Annotated in this window: 20 protein-coding genes, 5 tRNA genes and 1 other RNA gene; 5 read left to right on the forward strand and 21 right to left on the reverse strand. The window is 53.8% G+C overall.

The window, feature by feature from the left end; all coding sequences use genetic code 11:
• Position 1: 1 nt before the first annotated feature.
• Entirely contained in the window at positions 2-1,192 is a 1,191-nt protein-coding gene (hemY, locus tag EHV07_RS22255; RefSeq protein WP_147200271.1) for a protoheme IX biogenesis protein HemY, read from the forward strand.
• Between the two features lie 547 nt (positions 1,193-1,739).
• On the opposite strand, the gene EHV07_RS22260 is transcribed toward hemY, so the two are convergent.
• From EHV07_RS22260 to trxA, 18 genes are all read right to left on the reverse strand, one after another.
• A non-coding RNA gene (locus tag EHV07_RS22260) (RtT sRNA) lies at positions 1,740-1,853 on the reverse strand.
• Between the two features lie 32 nt (positions 1,854-1,885).
• Positions 1,886-1,962, reverse strand: a tRNA-Pro gene (locus EHV07_RS22265).
• Positions 1,963-2,038: 76 nt separating this feature from the next.
• Positions 2,039-2,115: transfer RNA gene (locus EHV07_RS22270), tRNA-Pro, on the reverse strand.
• Between the two features lie 34 nt (positions 2,116-2,149).
• Positions 2,150-2,236: transfer RNA gene (locus EHV07_RS22275), tRNA-Leu, on the reverse strand.
• Between the two features lie 15 nt (positions 2,237-2,251).
• Positions 2,252-2,327 (reverse strand) — tRNA-His (locus EHV07_RS22280).
• Positions 2,328-2,399: 72 nt separating this feature from the next.
• A tRNA-Arg gene (locus EHV07_RS22285) sits at positions 2,400-2,476 on the reverse strand.
• 179 nt (positions 2,477-2,655) lie between these two features.
• Positions 2,656-3,396 (reverse strand): lipopolysaccharide N-acetylmannosaminouronosyltransferase, encoded by a 741-nt coding sequence (gene wecG / locus EHV07_RS22290; RefSeq protein WP_147200272.1) that lies wholly within the window; start codon positions 3,394-3,396, stop codon positions 2,656-2,658.
• A gap of 30 nt (positions 3,397-3,426) precedes the next feature.
• Positions 3,427-4,773, reverse strand: coding sequence for an ECA oligosaccharide polymerase (gene wzyE / locus EHV07_RS22295; protein WP_147200273.1), 1,347 nt, complete (start codon positions 4,771-4,773; stop codon positions 3,427-3,429).
• Positions 4,770-5,843 carry a TDP-N-acetylfucosamine:lipid II N-acetylfucosaminyltransferase gene (locus EHV07_RS22300; RefSeq protein WP_147200274.1) on the reverse strand — a complete coding sequence of 358 codons (1,074 nt, stop codon included), beginning with the start codon at positions 5,841-5,843 and terminating at the stop codon, positions 4,770-4,772. Before EHV07_RS22300 ends, wzyE begins: the two co-directional genes overlap by 4 nt.
• Complete coding sequence (gene wzxE, locus EHV07_RS22305) at positions 5,840-7,090, reverse strand: lipid III flippase WzxE (RefSeq protein WP_147200275.1); 1,251 nt, start codon at positions 7,088-7,090, stop codon at positions 5,840-5,842. Before wzxE ends, EHV07_RS22300 begins: the two co-directional genes overlap by 4 nt.
• 1 nt (position 7,091) lies before the next feature.
• Positions 7,092-8,222, reverse strand: a complete 1,131-nt coding sequence (gene rffA / locus EHV07_RS22310; protein WP_147200276.1) for a dTDP-4-amino-4,6-dideoxygalactose transaminase — start codon at positions 8,220-8,222, stop codon at positions 7,092-7,094.
• Positions 8,223-8,226: 4 nt separating this feature from the next.
• Entirely contained in the window at positions 8,227-8,919 is a 693-nt protein-coding gene (gene rffC, locus EHV07_RS22315; RefSeq protein ID WP_147200701.1) for a dTDP-4-amino-4,6-dideoxy-D-galactose acyltransferase, read from the reverse strand.
• A gap of 17 nt (positions 8,920-8,936) precedes the next feature.
• Entirely contained in the window at positions 8,937-10,199 is a 1,263-nt protein-coding gene (gene wecC / locus EHV07_RS22320; RefSeq protein WP_147200277.1) for a UDP-N-acetyl-D-mannosamine dehydrogenase, read from the reverse strand.
• Positions 10,196-11,326 (reverse strand): non-hydrolyzing UDP-N-acetylglucosamine 2-epimerase, encoded by a 1,131-nt coding sequence (wecB, locus tag EHV07_RS22325; RefSeq protein ID WP_147200278.1) that lies wholly within the window; start codon positions 11,324-11,326, stop codon positions 10,196-10,198. Before wecB ends, wecC begins: the two co-directional genes overlap by 4 nt.
• A gap of 43 nt (positions 11,327-11,369) precedes the next feature.
• On the reverse strand, positions 11,370-12,398 hold the full coding sequence (wzzE, locus tag EHV07_RS22330) for an ECA polysaccharide chain length modulation protein (RefSeq protein ID WP_147200279.1): 1,029 nt from the start codon (positions 12,396-12,398) through the stop codon (positions 11,370-11,372).
• 46 nt (positions 12,399-12,444) lie between these two features.
• Positions 12,445-13,524 (reverse strand): UDP-N-acetylglucosamine--undecaprenyl-phosphate N-acetylglucosaminephosphotransferase, encoded by a 1,080-nt coding sequence (gene wecA, locus EHV07_RS22335; protein WP_147200280.1) that lies wholly within the window; start codon positions 13,522-13,524, stop codon positions 12,445-12,447.
• 311 nt (positions 13,525-13,835) lie between these two features.
• A complete protein-coding gene (rho, locus tag EHV07_RS22340) occupies positions 13,836-15,095 on the reverse strand; it encodes a transcription termination factor Rho (RefSeq protein WP_147200281.1) in 1,260 nt (419 codons plus the stop codon).
• Between the two features lie 350 nt (positions 15,096-15,445).
• Positions 15,446-15,778 (reverse strand): thioredoxin TrxA, encoded by a 333-nt coding sequence (gene trxA / locus EHV07_RS22345; protein WP_067709696.1) that lies wholly within the window; start codon positions 15,776-15,778, stop codon positions 15,446-15,448.
• Positions 15,779-15,895: 117 nt separating this feature from the next.
• Between trxA and rhlB the strand changes: the two genes are divergently transcribed.
• Together rhlB and gppA are read left to right on the forward strand one after the other, a co-directional pair.
• The gene (gene rhlB / locus EHV07_RS22350) at positions 15,896-17,188 is read left to right on the forward strand and encodes an ATP-dependent RNA helicase RhlB (RefSeq protein ID WP_147200282.1); all 1,293 of its coding nucleotides are present in this window, start codon (positions 15,896-15,898) and stop codon (positions 17,186-17,188) included.
• Between the two features lie 7 nt (positions 17,189-17,195).
• Positions 17,196-18,680: a guanosine-5'-triphosphate,3'-diphosphate diphosphatase gene (gppA, locus tag EHV07_RS22355; RefSeq protein WP_147200283.1), complete on the forward strand. Its 1,485-nt coding sequence runs from the start codon at positions 17,196-17,198 to the stop codon at positions 18,678-18,680.
• 65 nt (positions 18,681-18,745) lie between these two features.
• Here gppA and rep read toward each other — a convergent pair whose 3' ends face one another.
• Positions 18,746-20,764, reverse strand: coding sequence for a DNA helicase Rep (rep, locus tag EHV07_RS22360; protein ID WP_147200284.1), 2,019 nt, complete (start codon positions 20,762-20,764; stop codon positions 18,746-18,748).
• Positions 20,765-20,852: 88 nt separating this feature from the next.
• On the opposite strand from rep, the gene ppiC reads away from it, so the two are divergent.
• The gene (gene ppiC / locus EHV07_RS22365) at positions 20,853-21,134 is read left to right on the forward strand and encodes a peptidylprolyl isomerase PpiC (protein ID WP_034938966.1); all 282 of its coding nucleotides are present in this window, start codon (positions 20,853-20,855) and stop codon (positions 21,132-21,134) included.
• 114 nt (positions 21,135-21,248) lie between these two features.
• Here ppiC and ilvC read toward each other — a convergent pair whose 3' ends face one another.
• A complete protein-coding gene (gene ilvC / locus EHV07_RS22370) occupies positions 21,249-22,727 on the reverse strand; it encodes a ketol-acid reductoisomerase (protein ID WP_147200285.1) in 1,479 nt (492 codons plus the stop codon).
• Positions 22,728-22,888: 161 nt separating this feature from the next.
• On the opposite strand from ilvC, the gene ilvY reads away from it, so the two are divergent.
• Positions 22,889-23,770 carry an HTH-type transcriptional activator IlvY gene (gene ilvY, locus EHV07_RS22375; protein ID WP_147200286.1) on the forward strand — a complete coding sequence of 294 codons (882 nt, stop codon included), beginning with the start codon at positions 22,889-22,891 and terminating at the stop codon, positions 23,768-23,770.
• Positions 23,771-23,782: 12 nt separating this feature from the next.
• Here the strand turns inward: ilvY and ilvA are convergent, their stop codons facing one another.
• Positions 23,783-25,327 (reverse strand): threonine ammonia-lyase, biosynthetic, encoded by a 1,545-nt coding sequence (gene ilvA, locus EHV07_RS22380; protein WP_147200287.1) that lies wholly within the window; start codon positions 25,325-25,327, stop codon positions 23,783-23,785.
• Position 25,328: the final 1 nt, after the last annotated feature.

Here is a 25,328-nt window from a genome sequence, read left to right on the forward strand (position 1 = left end):
CATGCTTAAAGTCCTGATACTGTTTCTGTTACTGATGGCCGGGATCGTGCTTGGCCCAATGATTGCGGGTCATCAAGGCTATGTCCTGATCCAGACCGACAGCTGGAATATCGAAACCAGCGTGACGGGCATGGCGATCATCCTGATCCTGTCATTACTGGTGATCCTGTTTGTGGAATGGGTCCTGCGTCGCGTGTTCCGTACCGGTGTAAAAACCCGCGGCTGGTTCAGAGGACGCAAACGCAGCCGCGCGCGTAAGCAGACTAACGCTGCGCTAATCAAGCTGGCGGAAGGCGATTACCAGGAAGTGGAAAAACTGCTGTCGCGCAATGCCGATCATGCGGAGCAGCCGGTGGTTAACTATCTGCTGGCGGCAGAGGCGGCTCAGCAGCGCGGCGATGAAATCCGTGCTAATCAGCATCTTGAGCGTGCCGCTGAACTGGCTGGCAGCGATCAGTTGCCGGTAGAGATTACCCGTGTTCGTCTACAGCTGGCGCGTAACGAAGATCATGCTGCCCGTCACGGTATTGATCATCTGCTTGAGGTCGCACCTCGCCATCCTGAAGTTTTGCGCCTTGCTGAACAGGCCTACGTTCGCACGGGTGCCTGGAGCGCGCTGCTCGACATTCTGCCAGCGATGGAAAAAGCGAAAGTGGCGGATGATACGCATCGTCTGGCACGCCAGCAGGAAGCCTGGCTGGGATTAATGAGCCAGGCAATGGCCGATCAGGGCAGCGATGGGCTGAAACGCTGGTGGCACAATCAGAGCCGTAAAACGCGGCATGAGACAGCCTTGCAAGTTGCCATGGCCGACCATCTGATTGTCTGCGACGATCATCAAACCGCGCAGGAAATTGTGTTGGATGGTCTGAAGCGCGGCTACGATGAACGTCTGGTGCTGCTGATGCCGCGACTAAAAACCGGTAATCCTGAGCAGCTTGAGAAAGCGCTTCGTCAGCAAATCAAACAGCATGGCGCAACGCCACTGCTGCACAGTACGCTGGGGCAGCTGCTGATGAAGCACGGTGAATGGGAACGGGCCAGTGAGGCTTTCCGGGCAGCATTACAACAGCGTCCTGATGCCTTTGACTATGCCTGGCTGGCCGACACGCTGGATAAACAGCACAAGCCCGAAGAAGCCGCGCAAATGCGACGTGACGGGCTGTTACTGACGCTAAAAAACAATCCGTAGCGTCTGCATTCCTCTCCACAAGCCGGGCATCCGCCCGGTTTTTTTTTTAGCTATAACCGGCAAAAAAAACACCTGCCGTAATGACAGGTGTAAAAAAACAGGTCGTAAGACAATTTGGCTGGTACCTGACTCAACGCAGTGCCCGGGTCGCCGTTAAGGTCAAATGACGATAGCGGCAGGTGGACAACAGGTACCGTAAAGGGCTCTGCATCATTCCCGGGTTTATGAAGCTTGCGCAAACATAAGAGGTGGAATGAGCATCTACGCTGCTTATGATGCACTAAGCGTGCCAGGTTGCCAATAAGTACCGTAATCGTTTTAATGTCATGATTAACAGCTGCATTCACTGCATCTTTGGTCGCAGATCCCTTTTCAGACAGCATTCCCTTACGCAATTTGATGCAGATTGTCGCTTACTGGCGACAGCCTAAGCATGGTTATGTAAAACCTTTACTTTACAATAATTTAATCGTCTCTGAACGGAGACAGCCTCAGGATAATAAACGACAAAAACAAAAAAACCCGCCGAAGCGGGTTTCTTGAAAGATGGTCGGCGAGAGAGGATTATTCCCCTGCGGGCCGTTGCTAAAGCAACGTTGTCTCGCTGCGCTCGGCTCAAACCTCCTTCGGAGGTTCTCATCCTCTGTGAGCCACAGAGACAAAAAAACCCGCCGAAGCGGGTTTCTTGAAAGATGGTCGGCGAGAGAGGATTCGAACCTCCGACCCACTGGTCCCAAACCAGTTGCGCTACCAAGCTGCGCTACTCGCCGAAAACTTTTTTAACTGCTGCTGCTCAAATCCACAGACTTGAAGCAAAAAACCCCGCCTTAGCGAGATTTCGAAAGATGGTCGGCGAGAGAGGATTCGAACCTCCGACCCACTGGTCCCAAACCAGTTGCGCTACCAAGCTGCGCTACTCGCCGAACGATACTGCTTTCTTTACTGCTTTCGATTTTGTGGTGCGAAGAGAGGGACTTGAACCCTCACGTCCGTTAAGACACTAACACCTGAAGCTAGCGCGTCTACCAATTCCGCCACCTTCGCATACCTGACAAAATCTGGGGTGGCTAATGGGACTCGAACCCACGACAACTGGAATCACAATCCAGGGCTCTACCAACTGAGCTATAGCCACCACCCCTACTGCTGTACTGCTTACTTCCTAACGCGGTAATACTACCACCGCAGCTCTTGCGCACAAACTTAATGGCGCGCCCGACAGGATTCGAACCTGAGACCTCTGCCTCCGGAGGGCAGCGCTCTATCCAGCTGAGCTACGGGCGCGTTGCGCCGTTGCGGATGGGCATATTACGGACTAGAGCCGATCCTGTCCAGGGCTTTTTTCACAAAAACCACTGTTTGCTTACGCTTTGTGCATTCTGTCTAAACTACGTACGTTTTAGGCTATTTTTAGCCGTTAATCCGTTGCTTTTGAATCACTGACGAGGTGGAAAAGGCAAAAATTAAAGATCGCCACGCCAGTGATAGCGCAGATATTTCAGCAGTTTTAGCTGACGACGTATCCGCGAAGGTTGCACAATCAGGCGGTAGAGCCATTCCAGCCCCATTTTTTGCCAGATGAGCGGCGCACGCCTGACATGGCCGGTAAAAACATCGTAGGTACCGCCTACGCCCATATAGAGCGCCTGCGGATACACCGCCTTACAATCACGCATCAATATCTCCTGACGCGGCGATCCCATCGCTACGGTGACAATCTTCGCGCCACTGGCGGCGATGCGGGCAAACAGAGCGTCGCGATCGGCAGGCGCAAAATAACCATCCTGCGAACCAACAATGTTTACATTCCACTGCCGCCGCAGCTTATCTTCCGTTTGCGTGAGAATACCGGGCTTGCCGCCCACCAGGAAAACCGGCGTTCCTTCCCGCCCGGCGCGTTCCATCAGACCTTCCCACAGATCGGCTCCGGCAATACGCGAAACGTCGGCTTGCGGATACTTCTTGCGGATTGAGCGAACAATACTGATGCCGTCGGCATATTTATATTCCGCCGCGTTAATCAGCTGGTATATCTCCTGCTGGCTTTCAGCGGTCAGGACTTTCTCAGCATTGATTGCCACCAGAGTGCCTGTTTTCAGGCTATTTTCCTGCCACAGATAGTCAATAAAAGCCGACATATCGCGGAAACCCCACAGCGTAAAGCCACGGATTGCGTACTGAGGCACAGACGAAGGTGCGTCCATTATATAATCCTTAATCAGAGCAGCGGGCATTCAGTTCTGCGCCGGAAGAGAAACGGAGGTAGGGCGTGGACGAATCAGTCCAGCGCTATCCAGCAGCCAGTACAGCAATTTGGCGGCAATCACGGCTACCGCATAAACCAGGCAGAAAAACACCACGCGGGACACAAACGCATCCAGCCCTTCGCGGGCAAGCACGATCATATTGAACACCGCACCGAAGCAAAAACCTTGTAAAATCGCTGCTTTAAAGCGATTGGTCTCATTACGACCTTTCGCATAGAGCCAGTCGAACCATTTGATGATCATCCCCACCGCCACGGCACCCAACGGAATAAACCAGGCACCGCCCATTACCACCAGCGAACCTAACAGCGTTGGCGAGATAGCCAGCCCGGAATGGTTCTTCAGCACTTCCCAGGTAAAGTAGTTAGCGCTATTCAGCACGATGGAGGGGCGATCCGGCCATAACCAGCTGGGGATAAACACGTAGAAATCACGCACGATGGGTGCCAGCCCCTGGAAATCAATTTTGTCGTAATTTTGCAGCAGCAGGCCAAGGTTTTCCCATGGCGAGAAGGTATCGCGAGTCAGATAAAGGAAGGTGTAAAACGCTTCCGATCCGCTGACGTCAAGGTTATAGCGACGCAGCGCCAGCCAGAACATCCCGACCACGCCCGCCACGCCTGCGGCTGCCAGCATCCACAGCGTTATCCAACCCCGAATAATGCCGATAAACAGGAACAGCGCAAAAGCGATAATGATATTGGCTCGGGTTCCGCCCACAATCGCGTAGGTCAGCAGGCCAAATGCTACGGTAGCGACCAAAAACAGCAGCCAGTTACGGAAAGTAGGCTGGAGAAAATAAACCACCAGCATCGCCGGGATGAAGAAGTAAAAGAAGCGCTTGAGCGCTACGCCCGACACCTCCGCCGAGAAGATCTGGCTGTAGCTATGCAGCTTAAACAGCAGAAAACCGTTATGCAGGAAAAAGACCAGAACCGTGCCCAGCGCAATCAGCGCCAGAATGCCCCAGGTAAGATGTGCCTCCACCCGGTTAATGGTAAAAGCCTGACGATCCGGTCTGTTATCCACCGCCCGCAAACGGGTTTTATAGCTGACATAGTAAATGCCATAAAACCCGGTAGCGGCGAGCATTCCCTGCAACAAATACTCCGCAGGCACCACGGTTACGTTGAAACCGAACACCAGCAGGCTGGTCAGCGGGAAACCGAAATAGAAGGTCAGGAAAAACAGCAGCGAGAAAAAGACGTTAAAATTAAAACGTACGCGGCGAAACTCACGCCAGGTCAGCGTCAGGATTAATCCCAGCGAAAGCAGCCACACGACCAGCAGGCCAGCAAATTGCGAGAGCATCATGCCGCTTCTCCTTCTGCCAGAGCGAGCGCCTGTTTCCAGCCCGCCAGGTAAGCCGGCTCGAAGAACGCGATGGTCGATTTATCCAACCCCATCATCTGTCGCCGGGCCTCTTCTATCACCTGGCGGTCAAGCGCATCACCCGCAAACAACACCGGTACCTGCTGTTCGGTTAAATCCTGCCAGAAAGGATTTTTTCGGTTAATAACAAAGGGGATATTGGCCTGAATCAACAGGCACAGCGTGCCAATCCCCTGCTGGCGTTCAAAAATGAAATAGCCCAGGTCGCATTCTGCCAGCAGTTGCAAATAGTCAGGGAAAGCGAGTTTTTCGCTCAGGATCGCCAGGCTTTCGGCAGGAAAGAGTGCTTCTCCCGCTTCGCGCACACGTTGAATATAAGCGCCGTTATTTTCCGGATAGCCCAGCGGCACGATCACTTTTACCTGCTGACCAAATTGCTGATGGATTTCCTGCAACGCCTGAATATGGCGGTTGCTGGCATCGCCAGAGTTGCCGACCAGGATCGTCAGGGTCTCGCTTTTAGCCGTCTGCGGCAGTTCGACCTGCGCCATACGCGTGGGGAAATAGAGCAGTGAGGCGGGTACCGAAGGGTGCCGCTGATGAAAATGCGCGATATCACCGCGCGTGGCAAACACGTGCCCCACTCTTTTTTGCGCCAGCCGACGCATGCTGTAAAACAGCCGGAATTTCAGCCCACCCGCCTGCTCATACAGATCGGCGCCCCAGATATGCCAGCAAAGCTGTGATGGCCGAATTTTGCCCAGCAGAATCGACAGCCACAGGCGAGGATTGAACTGACCATGCAGAAAGAATTTCGTCTGTCGGTCAGCCTGAGCGCGTTCCGTTACCGCCCGCGCAATCGCCTTCTTATTTGCAAACCAGCGAATCGCAAGCCGGTCAAATTCTGCCGAGGCAGGCGCTTCCCCGACAATCCAAAACTGCCGGGGGGCAGACGTGGGCAGCGTCCGGGCAATAACATCATTAAAAAATCGCAGCACGGTTTGGTTATGGTGTGCAATGGCCGAGCCGAGAACGTGAATCAGTGTTGTCATACTTGTCTACGATAAAGAAAGAATACGCCAGCGCAGAGCGCGAAATAGACGATATAGGTAGCCATATAGGCCTGTGCCGCGCCTGTCGCACCGTGCAAAGGGATCAGCCAGCGGGCAAATAGCGTCAGCAATATAAACTGCCCCAGCTCGGTCAACAGATAAAAACGCAGCGACGCTTTAGCAATCACCAGATAGCCAAAGACGTAGGAGCCAACTTTAAAGACATCGCCGGTGAGCTGCCAGATAAACAGGTCGCGCATGCCGGTAAACTTGCTGGAAAACAGCAGCCAGATAGCGACATCGCGCAGCAGCCAGACGGTTAAACTGACCGCCATTACTGCGGGCAGCACAAAGCGCAGCGAGCGAAATATTTCGCGCGAGATAGCCTGCCTGTCGGTCAGTTTCGACAGCGTGGGCAGCAAATAAACGCTAAACGATGCGGTGATGAACTGTAGATACGCATCTGAAATGCTGGTGACACCCTGCCATAATCCCACCTGCTCCCAGCCGTTGTGCTCCGCCAGCAGATTACGCATCATTATCCAGGCGACCGGTAGCGTGACGGACGTCATCAACGCCATCAGGGTAAATTTCCCCAGGTTGCGGGCGATATCGCTATGCCAGGCGGGCCTGAGGAAATGCAGCGGCAGATGCTCGCGTTTCGCCACTATTATTGCTGCCGGTATCACGACCAGTGCAGGCACCATCGCCATGCCAACCAGTGCGCCGCTGTAGCCGCCCAGCCAGAAACAAACAAACCACGCCGCCACGCCAGTCAGACTGCCGATAATCAGCGCCAGCGCATTGCCTCGCGCATCACGAAAGCCTTTGACGATCGCCAGCGCCAGGTTGGCCCAGGCAATACCCATCTGCAAAAAGGCAACTATGCGCACCACGTTTTGATAGTTGTCGTGGCCGAACAGCCCGATGCTGATAGGCTGCGCAAACAGCAGAAAAACGACGGCTAACAGGGTGGAAAACGCCAGCACCATCGCTGAAGCCGTCGCGGTAACAGCCTGTAGCCGCTCTGGTTGCTGCTGATATTCCGCCACATACTTGGTGACACCGTTAAAGATACCGGCACCGGCCAGTACGCCAAGGACGGTAATCAGCTGACGAAAATTGCCCGCCTGCCCCACGCCGCTCGGCCCAAACGAAACCGCCAGCATTTTGACCACCAGTAAACCGGCAGCGATTTTTACCAGTGTGGACGCTGCCGTCCACACCGAAGCTTTAGCCAGTGACATATCAGGAAAAGTAGCTCAGCAGAGAGTTAATGACCGTCTTCTGATTATTGTCAGAGAGGTTATAAAAAAGAGGCAGGCGCAGCAGACGCTCGCTTTCAAAACGGGTATAGCGGTCAGCGCCATGGAAGCGGCCAAAACGCTGCCCGGCTGGCGAAGAATGCAGAGGGATATAGTGGAAAACCGCCAGGATTTCCGCTTCCTTCAGCCAGTCGATCAGCGCCGAACGATCATCGTTATCCCGCAGCTTGATGTAGAACATATGTGCATTGTGCTGGCAGGACGCCGGAATAGAAGGCAGCGTGATTCTGCCGCTGGCGGCAACCGGCTGCAATGCATCGTAGTAGTTTTGCCACAGCCGCAGGCGCTGCTCATTAATCCGGTTAGCCTCTTCCAGCTGCGCCCACAGGTACGCGGCCTGGAGATCCGCCATCAGATAGCTGGAGCCAATATCCCGCCAGGTGTATTTATCCACCTGCCCACGGAAAAACTGGCTGCGGTTGGTGCCTTTTTCACGAATGATTTCAGCGCGTTCAACCAGCGATGGATCGTTAATCAGCGTCGCGCCGCCTTCCCCGCCAGCGGTGTAGTTTTTGGTTTCGTGGAAGCTGAAACAGCCGATATGGCCGATGGTGCCCAGCGCTTTACCTTTATAAGTAGACATGACGCCCTGCGCCGCATCTTCAATGACAAACAGCTTATGCTTGTCTGCCAGCGCCATAATCGCGTCCATCTCACAGGCAACGCCCGCATAGTGAACCGGCACAATCGCCTTGGTTTTTTCGGTAATAGCGGCTTCGATCAGTGTTTCGTCCATATTCAGCGTATCGGGACGAATATCCACAAACACAATCGTCGCGCCGCGCAGCACAAACGCATTAGCGGTCGACACGAAGGTGTAGCTTGGCATGATCACTTCATCGCCAGGCTGGATATCGATCAAAATGGCGGCCATTTCCAGCGAGGCGGTGCAGGATGGCGTTAGCAGGACTTTTTTACTGCCGAACTTATTTTCCATCCACTGCTGACAACGACGGGTAAACCCACCGTCACCGCACAGCTTGCCGCTTCCCATGGCCGACTGCATATATTCAAGCTCGGTTCCTACCACCGGCGGGGCATTAAACGGGATCATAGCGTTACCTGTAGAGCCAGTAAGCGGTGCGTTCAATTACGCCACCGCAACGAAGATAGAGCCGGAGCGCAGGCAGATTGCCCAGTTGTGTGGCAACGTGCAGACGGCTCAGGCGGCGAGCGCGACACCAGTCAGAAGCCGCTTCAATCATGCGCTGTCCCACACCCAGGCCCTGGGCTTCCGGCAGCGTAGCCAGCAGGCCGATTCTGCCACTGCCGTCTGCCAGTTCACGCAGCGAGATAAACCCCTGAAGATCGCCCGTGTCACTAACGGCGATCAGACACTGATGATCAAACGTCCCCAGCACGGCATTTTCAATCCACTGCGCGTAAAAGCGCGCGCTGTCGCCTGGCTGATACCAGGGTTCACGAAAACGGCTGTAAGCAAAAGCGCCGCTGGCGGCTTCACGCAAAGCGGGAATATGCTCTTTGCGGGCGATACGGATCCCTTCGGGCCTTCCGCCAGCGCCTGTTCCCAGTACAAAATCCGCTTCGCCTTCCACCAGGCGGAAGCCCAGCGAACTTAGCGCATCCAGCTCGGCCGTCTGCTGCGACAGCACTTTCACCTGCACAAGGTCATAGTCTTGTAACTGAGTCGTTTCAAGCGACACGCCGTTAGCAAGCGTCAGTAGCCCGCTGTTAAGGCCAAAGAAACTGTTTTCCCAGCTCAGCGGAGCGATTTGACCTTCAACGCCCAGCGGCGCTTTTTCCGCACTCACCGCCAGACACCTTTAGTATCCACCAGCCAGCGCGATTTAAAACGGGCAGTATCGACAGTTTTAAACTGCTGGTGATCCACCAGCATCACCAGCACATCAGCCTGCTCCAGTGCGGTCTCCAGTTCGACCAGCGTAGCGCGACCCGACAGTGCTTTTGGCAGTTGATGAATATTCGGTTCAACCAGCAGCGTTTCGCCCTGGTGCCAGTCGGCAATCATGCCAGCAACTTCCATCGCCGGGCTTTCGCGCAAATCGTCGATATTGGGCTTGAAGGCCAGCCCAAAACAGGCAATTTTCAGCTCACTGGCGCGTTTATCACTGGCGACCAGGCATTCGGCGAGTTTGTTTTTCACCTGTTCCAGCACCCAGTGTGGTTTGCCATCGTTAACTTCACGCGCGGTGCGGATCAGGCGAGCCTGAACCGGATTCTGCGCCACGATAAACCAGGGATCGACGGCGATGCAGTGACCGCCCACGCCCGGGCCCGGCTGCAAAATATTGACGCGGGGATGACGGTTCGCCAGGCTGATAAGCTCCCAGACGCTAATACCCTGATCAGCACAAATCAGCGAAAGCTCGTTGGCAAAGGCAATGTTAACGTCGCGGAAACTGTTTTCCGTTAGCTTACACATCTCCGCAGTACGCGAGTTAGTGATTACACACTCTCCTTCAAGGAAGATGTTGTACAGCTCGCGGGCCATACGCGAGCAAAGCGGCGTCATGCCGCCGATCACCCGATCGTTTTTAATCAGCTCCACCATCACCTGCCCCGGCAAAACGCGTTCCGGGCAATAGGCGATGTGAATATCGGCTTCCTCACCGGCGTGCTGTGGGAAAGTCAGATCGGTACGCGCTATGGCCAGCCATTCGGCCATTTGCTCCGTTGCGCCAACTGGCGAGGTCGACTCCAGAATAACCAGGTCGCCCTTCTTTAATACGGGAGCAATAGATTCAGCCGCCGCTTTAACCCATGACAGATCGGGCTGGTGGTCATCTTTGAACGGCGTTGGCACCGCAATCAGAAAGGCATCTGCCGGTTCGGGCTGCGTGGTGGCACGCAGATAACCCTGCTCAACCGCCTTCTTTACCACAAGATCAAGATCCGGCTCGACAATGTGGATTTCGCCGCGGTTAATGGTGTCGACCGCCTGCGGGTTAATATCCACGCCAATCACAGATTTTTGCCGGGAGGCAAAAGCCGCAGCGGTAGGCAGGCCAATATAGCCCAGCCCGATAACAGAAATGGTATTGAAAATCATAGCGAAACCCGATTATTTTTAAGTGCCTGCACAATGCGTTCGCAGGCCAGGCCGTCCCCATAGGGGTTGTGGGCACGGCTCATGGATTGATAAGCGTCTTCATCGGTCAGCAGGCGAGTCACCTCACTGACGATTTTTTGGATGTCTGTGCCAACGAGTTTGACCGTTCCCGCTTCCACCGCTTCCGGGCGCTCAGTTGTTTCACGCATCACCAGCACCGGTTTGCCCAGTGAAGGCGCTTCTTCCTGAATGCCGCCAGAATCGGTGAGGATTAGCCAGGAGCGATCCATCAGCCAGACAAACGGCAGATATTCCTGAGGTTCAATCAGCACGACATTATCGATATCGCTGAGGATACGGTTTACCGGCTCGCTGACGTTAGGATTGAGATGAACCGGGTAAACAATCTGCGCTTCAGGATGCGTACGGGCAATTTCCGCCAGCGCGCTGCAAATGCGTTCAAACCCGTCACCAAAACTTTCCCGCCGATGCCCCGTCACCAGGATCAGTTTTTTCTGCGGATCGAGGAACGGGTAACGCGACGCAAGACCGTTGCGTAACGCATCATCACTCAACACGCGATCTCGTACCCAAAACAGCGCATCGATAACAGTATTGCCGGTGACGAACATGCGAACATCACGCAAATTCTCACGCAGCAGGTTTTGCCGCGCCGTCTCCGTCGGAGTGAAGTGCCACGAAGCCAGATGTCCCGTTAACGTGCGGTTAGCTTCTTCCGGCCATGGGGAATAGAGATCGCCGGTGCGCAGACCCGCCTCCACATGCCCTACAGGAATACGGTGATAAAAGGCCGCAAGACTGGCGGCGAAAGTGGTTGTCGTATCACCATGGACCAGCACGACATCCGGGGTGAACTCCGCAAAAACGGCTTTCAGCCCTTCAAGGATACGGCTGGTGATTTCGGTCAGTCCCTGGCCTGGGCGCATGATATTGAGATCGTAATCCGGAACAATAGCGAACAGTTGCAGTACCTGATCCAGCATCTCGCGATGCTGCGCGGTAACGCACAGGCGCGCTTCTATCTCGCTATCCTGAGCGAGTGCATGAACCAGCGGCGCCATCTTTATTGCTTCCGGGCGCGTGCCAAAAACAGTTAGTACTTTCACTGTTACTTTCTTTCCTTCGTCTGTTTGGTTACGGCCTGTGCGCTTACTGACGCGGTCGGCGTACCAGTGCAATCCCTGCGCCAGCTAATGCCCCCACAGCGCCCCACATGATCATTAAAAACAGGCGACGAGGACTGTCGCGCTTAACGGGTTCTTCTGGCGTGCGCAAATAGCGCCATGTCTGAAACGTTTTGCTCAGCTGCGGCCCAACGTTAAGGGTGTTGAGCATTGCTTTATTTTGATCATAGTCCAGATCAAAATTCGGCCCGGAAGCCTGCAAGTTTTCCAAACGCGCCTGGAGTAAAGCACGGCCAAGTAAGAACAGTTCTGAATCTGGCAGCTGTTCAGAAGGCGTGCTGGTTTTCGCCTGCTCAAACCCCTGCTGCTGAGCAATCTTCAGCGCCTGCTGCACGCTGTGAACCTGGCGGCCGTAAATCGCGCTGGCAACCGCCTCCTGACGTTTCACCTGTGCTTTAAGCTGCACGGTACGGGCCATCCATGCACCGCTTAACTCTGCGTTCAGATGGGAAGCTGCACGCTGGTTGGCAAACGCAACATACTGACGCAGCAGCGTGTTCGCTTCCGGCGCGGTTTCAGCAATCAGTTTTACGCTGTCGTTAAGATTTTTTGCCGCCTCGGCAGGTTGAAATTGAATATTGTTAATCAGCTCATCCAGCAACGCGGCGTCATCACGGGCACTGCCAGTCTGACGCGTTTTGTAATACCCCGTCCGTAGCCAGAATTCACGGCGGGTATCGTAGGAAGCAAGCTGCATAATAAATTCCTGATACGCCTCGTCCGCGACGGATGGCGGCGTCACCGCGACATTACTGGCGCGTACGTCCAGGTTGTCCAGGAACTGCTGTTGAGAATAGTAACTTCCCAGCATATTCACTGCCGGGCGGTCAGTTACCGCTGTCGTACTCCATTTTGGCGTTATCAGCAGCGAACCGAGCCATGCCAGCACGGCAAAAAGCAGCGCGCTACCCACAATCCAGCCTTTACCCCGCCATAAAGTGCAGCAAAGTCCGCGAATATCCAGTTCGTTATCTGCAACGTCAGGATGCGTCATACGTCATATTCCTTGTCATCAGGGTAAAATCAGAGAAAACGTCACGTTACTGTGCTTTACGCAGCCTTCTTTTTAATCGTTTTAACAACCGCGCCACGCGCCACGCGCGTTTAATGCAGTAGCCGTAAAGCATAAAGGCCAGCAGAAACAACACCAGCATCATCCAGTCCGGGACAAAGCTTAATGATTCGCCCAGTACGCCCACGCCAGCCAGCAGTGCGGCGGCCAGCGTAATCAGAAAACAGGCCTGCCGGGAGGTGAAGCCAGCCCGCATAATCAGATGATGGATATGCTGTCGGTCGGCAGAAAAAGGGCTCATTCCTTTACTGAGACGGCGATACATGATGGCGACCATGTCCATCAGCGGAATCGCGATCAGCCAAAGCGCGGTCACAGGCGTGATGGGATGAGAGGGCCCCTGCGTGGCTTCAAGCAGGATCCAGATAATGGTAAAACCTATCAGCGTACTACCAGCATCACCCATAAAGACTTTATAGCGACGGCCAAATACGCCAAGGTTCAGCAAAATATACGGCACGATAGCGGCGATCATCGCAAAACACCACATCGCCAGACTTTGCTGCCCGTCAATCAGCAGGATAATGCCCATTGCCATAAAGGTAACGCAGGAGAGACCGCCCAACAGGCCATCAATACCGTCTACCATGTTAAATGCGTTAATTGCAGCCCAGACGGCAAACAGCGTCAGCACATAACCAAACGGCCCAACAATCAGCTCCCATGGCCCAAAAATGTAACCAAGGCTGAGCAGATAGAGTTTGCCCATCGTCATCATAACGACAGCAATGCCGGCCTGAACGCAGGCGCGAATTTTGACGCTGATATCAAAACGGTCGTCCAGCGCACCCACCAGCACCAGTAAGCCGGCGCAGCTCAGGTAGAGCAGACTGTGAGGAATATAGTAATCGGTATAGGTAAAGCCAAAGCAGATGCCAGCAAAAACGGAGATACCGCCCACCAGGGGGATAACGCCCTGATGACGCTTACGGTAGTTAGGTTTATCCACTAAACCTACTCGTTTGGCTGCTTTACGGGCGAAAAAAAGAAAACCCAGTGAAAACACAAATATTAAAGCAAGCTCAGTACTCATATTGAGTAAATTCACATTAACCAGCTCTCTGCTAAGAATCACGGATTACTAGCAATTTCTATGCCATTAAGTACCGTCGATTCTGATGTCCATTGTGCTTCAGCGCAAAAATTGAGCGTTGTTACTGAATTTTAGCCTGAATTACACCTTTATTTAATTCTCCAGTGACCTCATCGTATAACCCATAAATAAAAAACGCCACGTCTGAGCGTGGCGTTCCCCGAGTTTTCTTACTTTTCCTGCCTCTGGTCCCTTTTTTGTTCAAAAGAAGCCAAAAGAAAAGGTTGATACGCTCAACCCTTTCTCTTCTCAGCAGAAGAAACGACTTACGATCGTTTCATCATATCGAAGAACTCATCGTTCGTTTTGGTCATTGCCAGCTTATTGATGAGGAATTCCATGGCGTCGATTTCACCCATTGGATGGATAATTTTACGCAGGATCCACATCTTCTGTAGCTCTTCAGAGCTGGTAAGCAGCTCTTCTTTACGCGTACCAGAACGGTTGTAGTCGATAGCCGGGAACACACGCTTCTCGGCGATTTTACGCGCCAGATGCAGTTCCATGTTACCTGTACCTTTAAATTCTTCGTAGATCACTTCGTCCATCTTCGAACCGGTATCAACCAGCGCGGTCGCGATGATGGTCAGGCTTCCGCCCTCTTCCACGTTACGTGCAGCACCAAAGAAACGCTTTGGACGATGCAGGGCGTTGGCATCCACACCACCGGTCAACACTTTACCGGAAGCCGGAACGACGGTGTTATAAGCACGCGCCAGACGGGTAATGGAGTCCAGCAGGATGATAACGTCTTTTTTATGCTCAACCAGGCGCTTGGCTTTCTCGATCACCATTTCAGCAACCTGCACGTGGCGGGAAGCAGGCTCATCGAAGGTAGAAGCGATAACTTCGCCTTTCACCAGACGCTGCATCTCGGTCACTTCTTCCGGACGTTCGTCGATCAGCAGAACCATCAGGACGCAGTCAGGATGGTTGTAAGCGATGCTCTGCGCAATGTTTTGCAGCAGCATGGTTTTACCGGCTTTTGGCGGCGCCACGATCAGTCCACGCTGGCCACGACCAATTGGGGAAGCCAGGTCCAAAACGCGCGCGGTCAAGTCTTCGGTAGAACCGTTACCACGTTCCATACGCAGACGAGAGTTTGCGTGCAGCGGGGTTAAGTTTTCGAACAGGATTTTGCTACGGGCGTTTTCCGGCTTGTCATAGTTAACTTCGTTAACTTTCAGCAGGGCGAAATAACGCTCACCTTCTTTCGGCGGACGGATCTTGCCGGAAATGGTGTCACCAGTGCGGAGGTTAAAACGGCGGATTTGGCTGGGAGAAACGTAGATATCATCGGGACCGGCGAGGTAGGAGCTGTCTCCAGAACGGAGGAAACCAAATCCGTCCTGCAATATCTCCAGCACGCCATCGCCGAAGATATCTTCGCCGCTTTTCGCATGTTGCTTGAGGATGGCGAAAATGATGTCCTGTTTGCGCATGCGCGCCAGGTTTTCCAGCCCCATATTTTCGCCGAGACTAATCAGGTCAGAAACCGGCGTATTTTTTAATTCGGTAAGATTCATAGTGGTGGGTTCTTAAACTCGGGGTAAATCTCGAAATGTTTGTCGTCAATGGTATGGCGAAAAATCCATGCCTGTTAATGGCTCTCTTGTCAGTGTCCGCTCGGTGATCACGTGCAGGAAAACGCAAATCTGAAACGGGGGGACGGTAAGGACAAGCGCCGGAAATTCTGGTGATACTAACCGTCAGATTGCTGAATGTCTGTAAAACTGAGAATGATACAGTGTTCAACAAGGAGTAAATCTTAGATTCAAACTACAGGTAAGTGCGTAGTGCAGTAAAAGTAAGTTAGCATGCTTAATGGCGGACGTCTAGCGGCGGGCTAAAAATTCGCCCACCGCCAGACGGGCTGTCAGCCCAGGTTCGCGTTCAGGAACTCTTTCAGCTGGCCTTTGGACAGGGCGCCCACTTTCGTTGCTGCCACTTCGCCGTCTTTGAACAGCAGCAAAGTAGGAATACCACGGATACCGTATTTCGGCGCAGTGCCTGGGTTATCGTCGATATTCAGTTTTGCGATTGTCAGCTTGCCGTCGTATTCTTCGGCGACCTCATCGAGGATCGGGGCGATCATTTTGCATGGACCACACCACTCTGCCCAGAAGTCGACCAGCGTCAAACCTTCTGCTTTCAGTACGTCGGTTTCGAAGCTGTCATCGGTCAGGTGAACAATTTTATCGCTGCTCATGTCTTACTCCAAAAGATTATGCCTGGCTGGTTGGCGTAAAATCTGCCAACTTAGGTTGACTTTATTTCACCGGATACGCTTTCGTAAAGCAATAGTAAGCTGATATTCTACCACACTATGAGCAAAACACACTTAACCGAACAGAAGTTTTCCGACTTCGCCCTGCACCCTCAGGTTATCGAAGCCCTTGAAACAAAAGGCTTTCATAACTGCACGCCTATTCAGGCGCTGGCATTGCCTTTCACGCTGACAGGGCGTGATGTTGCGGGACAGGCGCAAACCGGTACCGGGAAAACGATGGCGTTCTTAACGTCAACGTTCCATCATCTTCTTTCTCACCCTGCGCCGGAAGGCCGTCAGGTTAATCAGCCACGTGCGCTGATTCTGGCACCTACTCGCGAATTAGCCGTGCAAATTCATGCAGATGCAGAACCACTGGCAGCGGTGACCGGCCTTAAGCTCGGGCTGGCTTACGGGGGTGACGGCTACGACAAACAGCTTAAGGTGCTGGAGAGCGGCGTCGATATTCTGATCGGCACCACCGGCAGGCTGATTGATTATGCTAAACAGAATCACGTCAATTTAGGCGCAATCCAGGTTGTCGTGCTCGACGAAGCCGACCGGATGTTCGACCTCGGCTTTATCAAAGATATTCGCTGGCTGTTCCGCCGCATGCCTGCGGCAAACCAGCGTCTGAACATGCTGTTTTCCGCCACCCTCTCCTTCCGCGTTCGTGAACTAGCCTTTGAAAACATGAACAACGCTGAGTATGTGGAAGTTGAGCCAGAGCAAAAAACCGGCCACCGTATTAAGGAAGAGCTTTTTTATCCTTCTAATGAAGAAAAAATGCGTCTTCTGCAAACGCTGCTGGAAGAAGAGTGGCCCGATCGCGCCATCATCTTCGCCAATACCAAGCACCGCTGTGAAGATATCTGGGGCCACCTGGCCGCTGACGGACACCGCGTGGGTCTGCTGACCGGCGACGTGGCGCAGAAGAAGCGTCTGCGTATCCTTGATGACTTTACTAAAGGCGATGTGGATATCCTGGTTGCGACCGATGTCGCCGCTCGTGGTTTGCACATTCCAGCAGTAACCCACGTCTTCAACTACGATCTGCCTGACGATCGTGAAGATTACGTCCACCGTATTGGTCGTACCGGACGTGCTGGCGCTAACGGTCACTCAATCAGCCTGGCCTGTGAAGAATATGCGCTGAACCTGCCGGCGATCGAAGAGTATATCGGCCACAGCATCACCGTAAGCCGTTACAACAGTGACGCGCTAATGACCGATCTGCCGCCGCCGAAGCGCTTAACGCGTAATCGCGCCGGCAACGGTCCGCGTCGTGGCGGCACCAACAATCGCCGCAGCGGCGCACCGCGCAACAATAACCGCAAACGTTCAGGTTAAACGGCCTATGCTAAGCGCATCATCGCTCTATGCCGCGATAGATCTGGGATCTAACAGTTTTCATATGTTGGTGGTGCGCGAGGTAGCTGGCAATATCCAGACCGTTGCGCGCATCAAGCGTAAAGTGCGTCTGGCTGCTGGCCTCGACCATGACAGCCATCTTTCGGTGGATGCCATGGAGCGTGGCTGGCAATGCCTGCGTCTGTTCTCCGAACAGTTACAGGATATTCCGCCTGAGCAAATCCGCGTTGTCGCTACGGCCACATTGCGGATCGCTGCAAACGCCGGCGCTTTTCTTGAAAAAGCGCAGCAGATCCTCGGCTGTGCTATCAATGTTATCAGTGGTGAGGAAGAAGCGCGCCTGATTTACCAGGGCGTGGCGCATACGACTGGCGGTTCGGATAAACGTCTTGTGGTGGATATCGGCGGCGGCAGTACGGAACTGGTTACCGGCAGCGGTTCTGAAACCACCGCGTTATTCAGTCTTTCAATGGGCTGCGTGACCTGGCTGGAGCGTTTTTTTGGCGAACGACATTTAGGCAAGACCAATTTCGAGCAGGCTGAACAGGCCGCCAGCAATATTATTCGTCCGGTTGCAAAACAATTGCGCGAACAGGGCTGGCAAATTTGCGTAGGTGCTTCCGGCACCGTGCAGGCGTTGCAGGAAATTATGGTGGCGCAGGGAATGGATGAACGCATCACCCTGAGCAAGCTGCAGCAATTGAAACAGCGCGCTATTCAGTGCGGCAAGCTGGAAGAGCTGGAAATCGAAGGGTTAACCCTGGAACGTGCGCTGGTTTTCCCCAGCGGGCTGTCGATTCTGATCGCTATCTTTACTGAACTGAATATCAGCAGCATGACGCTTGCTGGCGGAGCGCTGCGTGAAGGCCTGGTCTATGGCATGCTGCAACTGCCGGTCGATCGGGATATCCGTGGTCGCACGCTGCACAACATCCAGCGCCGTTTCACGATTGATATCGATCAGGCTGAGCGGGTGCGCTTATTGGCAGAGAGCTTTGTGCGTCAGGTTAGTCACAGCTGGAAGCTGGACGACCGATGTCGGGAACTTCTTGACAGCGCCTGTATGATCCACGAAATCGGCCTCAGCGTAGATTTCAAACAGGCTCCACAACACGCCGCCTATCTTGTCCGCAATCTCGATCTTCCTGGCTTTACTCCCGCACAGAAAAAACTGCTGGCAACCCTGCTACAGAATCAGGTTAACAGCATCGATCTGGCGCTGCTCAGCCAGCAAAATGCCGTACCGCCGCGCATGGCGGAAAGACTGTGTCGACTGCTGCGCCTGGCGATCATTTTTGCCAGCCGCCGTCGCGATGATACCTTGCCTGCTGTCCGGCTGCATGCTGAAGACGATAATTTGAGTCTTACCTTGCCACCCGGCTGGATGGACACGCATCCGCTTCGGGCCGAGCTGCTTGAGCAGGAATGTCACTGGCAGAGCTACGTACACTGGTCGCTGGTAATTAGCTAAGCCGTTCGCTCTGTCCCTTATAAAAAATGGCGCCCGCAAGGACGCCATTTTTTCTGCAATGTCCCTCAGCCTTTGGATTTATCCAGCATCGCCCGCAAACTGGCAACCCGACTTTGCCCCGTTTGCATACGCTGTTCAGCACTGACAACTTTGCGTTCGGTTTCCCAGTTCAGATCGTCCTGTGGCAGCTCCAGTAAAAAGCGGCTGGGTTCGGGACGGATCAATTCACCATACTGGCGGCGCTCACGGCAAAGCGTAAACGTCAGCTCTCTCTGCGCACGGGTAATCCCCACGTAGGCCAGTCGCCGCTCTTCTTCAACATTGTTTTCATCAATGCTGCTTTGATGCGGCAGTAGTCCTTCTTCCATGCCAACCAGATAGACGTAGGGGAACTCGAGTCCTTTTGAAGCGTGCAGCGTCATCAGCTGGACCTGATCCGTTTCCTCATCGCTTTCACCGCGTTCCATCATGTCGCGCAGCGTAAAGCGCGTGACGACCTGAGTCAGCGTCATTGGCTCATCAATATCACTGCCTTCCAGCATTTCCGTCATCCACTGGAACAGCATATTGACGTTTTTCATGCGCATTTCGGCCGCTTTCGGACTGGCGGATGTTTCAAACAGCCAGCTTTCATAATCGATTCCACGAATCAAATCACGTACCGCCGCAACAGGTTCGCGTTCGGCCAGCACCGCAACTTCCTGTAACCAGAAAGTGAAACGCTGTAAGGATTCCAGCCCTCGCCCCGTTAACGTCTGACCCAGGCCCATATCGAAGCTGGCGGTAAACAGGCTTTTATTACGCTGATTCGCCCACTCACCCAGCTTTTGCAATGTTGCCGGGCCAATCTCTCGCTTCGGTGTGTTAACAATGCGCATAAAAGCGCTGTCATCGTTGGGGTTGGTCAGAATGCGTAAATAAGCGAGCAAATCTTTGATTTCTGGCCGCGAGAAGAACGAGGTGCCGCCGGAAATACGATAGGGAATGCGGTTCTGCATCAGCATTTTTTCAAACACGCGTGACTGATGGTTGCCGCGATACAGGATTGCGTAGTCCTTGTATTGCGTTTTATTGATAAAATGGTGGGCGATCAGTTCACCGGTCACGCGCTCGGCCTCATGATCTTCATGGTTGGCCATCACCACCTTCAGCTCTGCGCCATAACCCAGTTCGGAAAAAAGACGCTTTTCAAAAACGTGTGGGTTATTGGCAATCAGGATATTGGCGGCTTTCAGAATACGTTCCGATGAGCGGTAGTTTTGTTCCAGTTTGATAACCTGTAAGGCCGGAAAATCTTCTTTTAGCAGCACAAGGTTTTGCGGCCGCGCGCCACGCCAGGAGTAGATTGACTGATCATCGTCACCCACCACCGTGAAACGTGCGCGTGCACCCACCAGCAACTTTACCAGCTCATACTGGCTGGTGTTGGTGTCCTGATACTCGTCCACCAACAGATAGCGGATACGCTGCTGCCAGCGTTCACGGACTTCAAGGTTGCGCTGGAAAAGCAGCGTCGGCAGCAGGATCAGGTCATCGAAATCCAGCACGTTGCAGGATTTCAGGTGCTGGTCATACAGCCCGTAGCAGTGTGCAAAAATCTTATCGCGTTCCGAGCTCACTGAAGCCGCTGCCCGGGAAGGATCCATCAGATCGTTTTTCCAGTTTGAGATCGTCGAGACCAGCTGCTGAAGCAGATTTTTGTCATTCTCCAGCCACTGCTCGGTCAGCTCTTTCAGCAGTGCCATCTGATCCTGATCGTCAAACAGCGAGAAGTTCGACTTCATTCCCAGCGCAGCGTATTCACGTTTAATAATTTCCAGACCCAGCGTATGGAAAGTGGAAATCATCAAGCCTCGCGCTTCTTTGCGTCCCAGCGTTTGCGCCACGCGCTCTTTCATTTCGCGCGAGGCTTTATTAGTAAAGGTCACGGCAGCGATGTGGCGGGCCTGGTAGCCGCATTCGCGGATAAGATGGGCAATTTTATTGGTAATGACCCGCGTTTTGCCCGAGCCTGCACCGGCCAGTACCAGACAAGGCCCGGTAACGAATTCGACAGCGTGTTGCTGCCCAGGATTAAGACGCATAAGGAAGTCGCTCGATGAAATGACAGAGGGAAAGAAATCACAGCGTGGTAGTATAGCCAGCAGCATCCATACGACTCAAGGTACGATCATGGCAAAAACCGCAGCAGCACTCCATATCCTTGTAAAGGAAGAAAAACAGGCGCAGGACATTCTGGCTCAGCTGGAACAGGGCGCTGATTTTGAAAAACTGGCCAAAAAGCATTCCATTTGTCCATCAGGGAAAAAAGGCGGCCATTTAGGTGAATTCAAACAGGGCGCAATGGTGCCAGCGTTTGATAAAGTGGTGTTTTCCTGCCCGCTTATCACCCCTTACGGACCCCTGCATACTCAGTTCGGTTACCACATCATTAAAGTGTTGTACCGCAACTGATTTACCGTTTTACCGGTAAAAAAAAGCCCTCCGGGCCATGCGCCTGAGGGCCTGTTAAAGAGCGGGTCACCGCTCTTTTTTATTGAGGCTGGACGGCATCATCCGCCCTGGTCATTAACCGGCTACGGCAATGCGTTTCATATCGGTCATGTAGCCACGCAGTTTGCGGCCCACGGATTCGATAGGATGATGGCGAATGGCTTCATTCACGTCACGCAGCTGCGCATTATCAATGGTCGTGGAAGCCGACGCTGTTTTACCTAAGTCACCTGCCTGCAACGTCGTCATAAACTCTTTCAGCAGCGGAACCGCCGCGTAAGAGAACAGATAGTTGCCGTATTCAGCGGTATCAGAGATGACCACGTTCATTTCATACAGACGCTTACGGGCAATGGTGTTGGCGATCAGCGGCAGTTCGTGCAGCGACTCGTAGTAAGCAGACTCTTCGATAATGCCTGCATCGACCATGGTTTCGAACGCCAGCTCCACGCCCGCTTTGACCATCGCGATCATCACTACGCCTTCATCAAAGTAATCCTGCTCGGCAATTTTGCCTTCGAACTGCGGTGCCGTTTCAAACGCGGTTTTACCGGTTTCTTCACGCCAGCCCAGCAGTTTCTTATCATCGTTCGCCCAGTCAGCCATCATGCCGGAAGAGAATTCGCCAGAGATGATGTCGTCCATATGCTTCTGGAACAGCGGTGCCATAATGGTTTTCAGCTGTTCGGACAGTTCAAACGCACGCACCTTAGCGGGATTAGACAAACGATCCATCATCAGCGTGATGCCGCCCTGCTTCAGCGCTTCGGTCACGGTTTCCCAGCCGAACTGGATCAGTTTTTCTGCGTAAGCCGGATCGGTGCCTTCGGCCACCAGCTTGTCGAAGCACAGCAGAGAACCCGCCTGCAACATGCCGCACAGGATGGTCTGCTCGCCCATCAGGTCAGATTTCACTTCGGCGACAAAGGAAGATTCCAGCACGCCTGCACGGTGGCCGCCCGTCGCGGCTGCCCAGGCTTTGGCAATCGCCATACCTTCGCCTTTCGGATCGTTTTCCGGGTGAACCGCAATCAGCGTCGGCACGCCGAAACCGCGTTTGTATTCTTCACGAACTTCAGTGCCAGGACATTTTGGCGCAACCATCACTACGGTGATGTCCTTACGAACCTGCTCGCCGACTTCAACAATATTGAAGCCATGTGAGTAACCCAGCGCCGCGCCATCTTTCATCAGCGGCTGAACGGCCTGCACCACAGAAGTATGCTGCTTGTCTGGCGTCAGGTTTACCACCAGATCCGCTTGCGGGATCAGTTCTTCATAGGTGCCGACTTTAAAACCGTTTTCGGTGGCTTTACGCCATGACGCACGTTTCTCCGCAATCGCTTCGGCACGCAGCGCATAAGCGATGTCCAGACCGGAATCGCGCATGTTAAGACCCTGATTCAGGCCCTGAGCACCACAACCAACGATGACGACTTTTTTGCCTTTCAGGTAGCTTGCTTCATCAGCAAATTCATCACGCGACATGAAGCGACATTTACCTAATTGCGCTAACTGGTTGCGCAGGTTCAAAGTATTGAAATAGTTAGCCATGGAGACTCCGTATAGGGTTGTGTTTGTCTTTTATTTGTTGGCGAGGCCTGAGGCTCACCCTGATTTATCCCCATCATATGACAGGAAATGTATTGCTTAAATTGATATATTAACAACGTGATATTGCAATAACTGCAACGCTAAAATGAGGCCTTAAGCGCATGGATTTACGCGATCTGAAACTGTTTTTGCATCTGGCGGAAAGCCGCCATTTTGGCCGCAGTGCCCGGGCGATGCACGTCAGCCCGTCGACCCTTTCCCGTCAAATCCAGCGGCTGGAAGAAGATCTCGGCCAGACGCTGTTCCTGCGTGATAATCGCACCGTCACGCTGACCGACGCGGGCGATCGGCTCCGGCAGTTTGCCCAGCAGACTCTTCTGCAATATCAGCAGCTTCGCCATGCTATCGGCCAGAGTGGCCCTTCGCTTAGCGGCGAACTACGGCTGTTCTGTTCGGTAACGGCCGCCTACAGTCATCTGCCGTCCATTCTCGATCGCTTCCGCGCCGAGCACCCGCTGGTTGAAATTAAACTGACTACCGGCGATCCCGCTGATGCGGTGGAAAAAGTGCAGAGCGCTGAAGCAGATATCGCGATTGCCGGGCGGCCTGAAACGCTGCCAGCCAGTATTGATTTTATGCCGCTGTGCGAGATCCCGCTGGTACTGATTGCCCCAGCGTTGCCCTGTCCAGTGCGAAGCCAGGCCACCCAGCCAGAACCGGACTGGTCGCAAATCCCTTTTATCCTTCCGGATCAAGGGCCGACGAGACAGCGTATCGATCTGTGGTTCCGTCGTCGTCGTATTCCAAACCCGCTGATTTATGCCACCGTTGCCGGTCATGAAGCGATTGTATCGATGGTCGCGCTGGGCTGCGGTATTGCTTTGCTGCCCGACGTGGTGTTGGAGAACAGCCCGGAACCGATACGTAATCGCATTCTCGAACTGGAAAATATTGAAATCGTCGCGCCGTTAGAGCTGGGCGTCTGCGTGCAGCGTAAGCGGCTGAACGAGCCGCTTATCAGTGCGTTCTGGAGCCTGTTGTAATCCGGTTTGCCGCTAACCCGCGAGGAAGAAACTGAATGCCGGGTTGTTGGTTTCATCATGGAAATCATAACCCAGCGCGGCAAGGTGCTCCTCGAACTGCGGCTCGTTTTCCGTCAGTTCAAATCCGGCTAACACACGACCGTAATCGGTGCCGTGGCTGCGGTAGTGGAACAGCGAAATATTCCAGTGCGTACCCAACGTTTGCAGGAAGCGTAGCAGCGCGCCAGGCGCTTCAGGGAATTCAAAGCTGAACAGCCGCTCACGCAGCGGTTTTGACGGCCTGCCACCCACCATGTAGCGAACGTGCAGCTTCGCCATTTCATCATCGGATAAGTCGACCACTTTATAGCCGCCCTGATCCAACAATTGCAGAATCTCACTGCGCTCTTCCAGACCCCTCGTCAGACGTACGCCGACAAAAATGCAGGCATCGTCAGACTTGGCATAGCGGTAATTGAACTCGGTAACGGAACGTCCGCCCAGCAGCTGGCAAAACTTCAAAAAACTGCCCTTCTGCTCGGGAATGGTCACGGCCAGCAACGCTTCTCGCTGTTCACCCAGCTCACAGCGCTCGGAAACATAACGCAAGCCGTGGAAATTGACGTTGGCACCAGATAGTACATGCGCCAGACGTTCGCCTTTGATCTGATGCTGCTGGATATATTTTTTCATCCCAGCCAGCGCCAGTGCGCCGGAAGGTTCAGCGACCGCACGCACGTCTTCGAAGAGATCTTTCATCGCCGCGCAGATCGCGTCACTGTCGACGGTGATAATGTCATCCAGATATTCCTGACACAGCCGGAAGGTCTCGCTACCGATTCGTTTTACCGCCACGCCTTCGGCAAATAAACCAACGCGAGGCAGATCGACCGGATGACCCGCTTCTAACGCGGCTTTCAGACAGGCAGAGTCTTCCGCCTCCACGGCGATCACTTTGATCTGTGGCATCAGCTGCTTGATCAGCACTGCAACGCCAGCCGCCAGGCCGCCGCCGCCAACCGGCACAAATACGCGATCGATATGCGCATCCTGCTGTAACAGTTCCATTGCCAGCGTACCCTGTCCGGCAATCACCATCGGGTGATCGAACGGCGGAACAAAGGTGTAGCCTTTTTGCTCTGCCAGTTCAATAGCCTTCGCTTTTGCTTCGTCAAAGTTAGCGCCAAACAGGTAGGCCTCACCGCCAAACGCCCGCACGGCATCCACTTTAATATCGGCCGTTGCTACTGGCATCACGATCAGGGATGTGATCCCCAGCCGTGTCGCCGACATCGCCACGCCCTGAGCATGATTGCCGGCCGAAGCAGTGATGACGCCGCGCGCTTTCTGTTCCTCATTCAGCGTGGCGATCATTGCGTAAGCCCCGCGCAGCTTAAAGCTGTGCACCGGCTGCCGATCTTCACGTTTGACCAGGATCGTATTGCCCAGACGGGAAGAGATTTTCTCCATCTTTTGCAACGGCGTTACCTGCGCCACTTCGTAAACCGGCGAGCGAAGTACCGCTCGCAGATACTCCGCGCCGCAAGGCTCGGCGGGTAACGGTTGGAACTCTGCCATG

It is taken from the genome of Pantoea sp. CCBC3-3-1 (assembly GCF_007981265.1).
GTDB lineage: Bacteria > Pseudomonadota > Gammaproteobacteria > Enterobacterales > Enterobacteriaceae > Erwinia.

Excerpts from the sequence above, each read along its gene's own strand:
- hemY (WP_147200271.1), top strand. The coding sequence starts at position 2 with ATGCTTAAAGTCCTGATACTGTTTCTGTTACTGATGGCCGGGATCGTG.
- wecG (WP_147200272.1), bottom strand. The coding sequence starts at position 3,396 with ATGGACGCACCTTCGTCTGTGCCTCAGTACGCAATCCGTGGCTTTACG.
- wzyE (WP_147200273.1), bottom strand. The coding sequence starts at position 4,773 with ATGATGCTCTCGCAATTTGCTGGCCTGCTGGTCGTGTGGCTGCTTTCG.
- EHV07_RS22300 (WP_147200274.1), bottom strand. The coding sequence starts at position 5,843 with ATGACAACACTGATTCACGTTCTCGGCTCGGCCATTGCACACCATAAC.
- wzxE (WP_147200275.1), bottom strand. The coding sequence starts at position 7,090 with ATGTCACTGGCTAAAGCTTCGGTGTGGACGGCAGCGTCCACACTGGTA.
- rffA (WP_147200276.1), bottom strand. The coding sequence starts at position 8,222 with ATGATCCCGTTTAATGCCCCGCCGGTGGTAGGAACCGAGCTTGAATAT.
- wecC (WP_147200277.1), bottom strand. The coding sequence starts at position 10,199 with ATGATTTTCAATACCATTTCTGTTATCGGGCTGGGCTATATTGGCCTG.
- wzzE (WP_147200279.1), bottom strand. The coding sequence starts at position 12,398 with ATGACGCATCCTGACGTTGCAGATAACGAACTGGATATTCGCGGACTT.
- rho (WP_147200281.1), bottom strand. The coding sequence starts at position 15,095 with ATGAATCTTACCGAATTAAAAAATACGCCGGTTTCTGACCTGATTAGT.
- trxA (WP_067709696.1), bottom strand. The coding sequence starts at position 15,778 with ATGAGCAGCGATAAAATTGTTCACCTGACCGATGACAGCTTCGAAACC.
- rhlB (WP_147200282.1), top strand. The coding sequence starts at position 15,896 with ATGAGCAAAACACACTTAACCGAACAGAAGTTTTCCGACTTCGCCCTG.
- gppA (WP_147200283.1), top strand. The coding sequence starts at position 17,196 with ATGCTAAGCGCATCATCGCTCTATGCCGCGATAGATCTGGGATCTAAC.
- rep (WP_147200284.1), bottom strand. The coding sequence starts at position 20,764 with ATGCGTCTTAATCCTGGGCAGCAACACGCTGTCGAATTCGTTACCGGG.
- ppiC (WP_034938966.1), top strand. The coding sequence starts at position 20,853 with ATGGCAAAAACCGCAGCAGCACTCCATATCCTTGTAAAGGAAGAAAAA.
- ilvC (WP_147200285.1), bottom strand. The coding sequence starts at position 22,727 with ATGGCTAACTATTTCAATACTTTGAACCTGCGCAACCAGTTAGCGCAA.
- ilvY (WP_147200286.1), top strand. The coding sequence starts at position 22,889 with ATGGATTTACGCGATCTGAAACTGTTTTTGCATCTGGCGGAAAGCCGC.
- ilvA (WP_147200287.1), bottom strand. The coding sequence starts at position 25,327 with ATGGCAGAGTTCCAACCGTTACCCGCCGAGCCTTGCGGCGCGGAGTAT.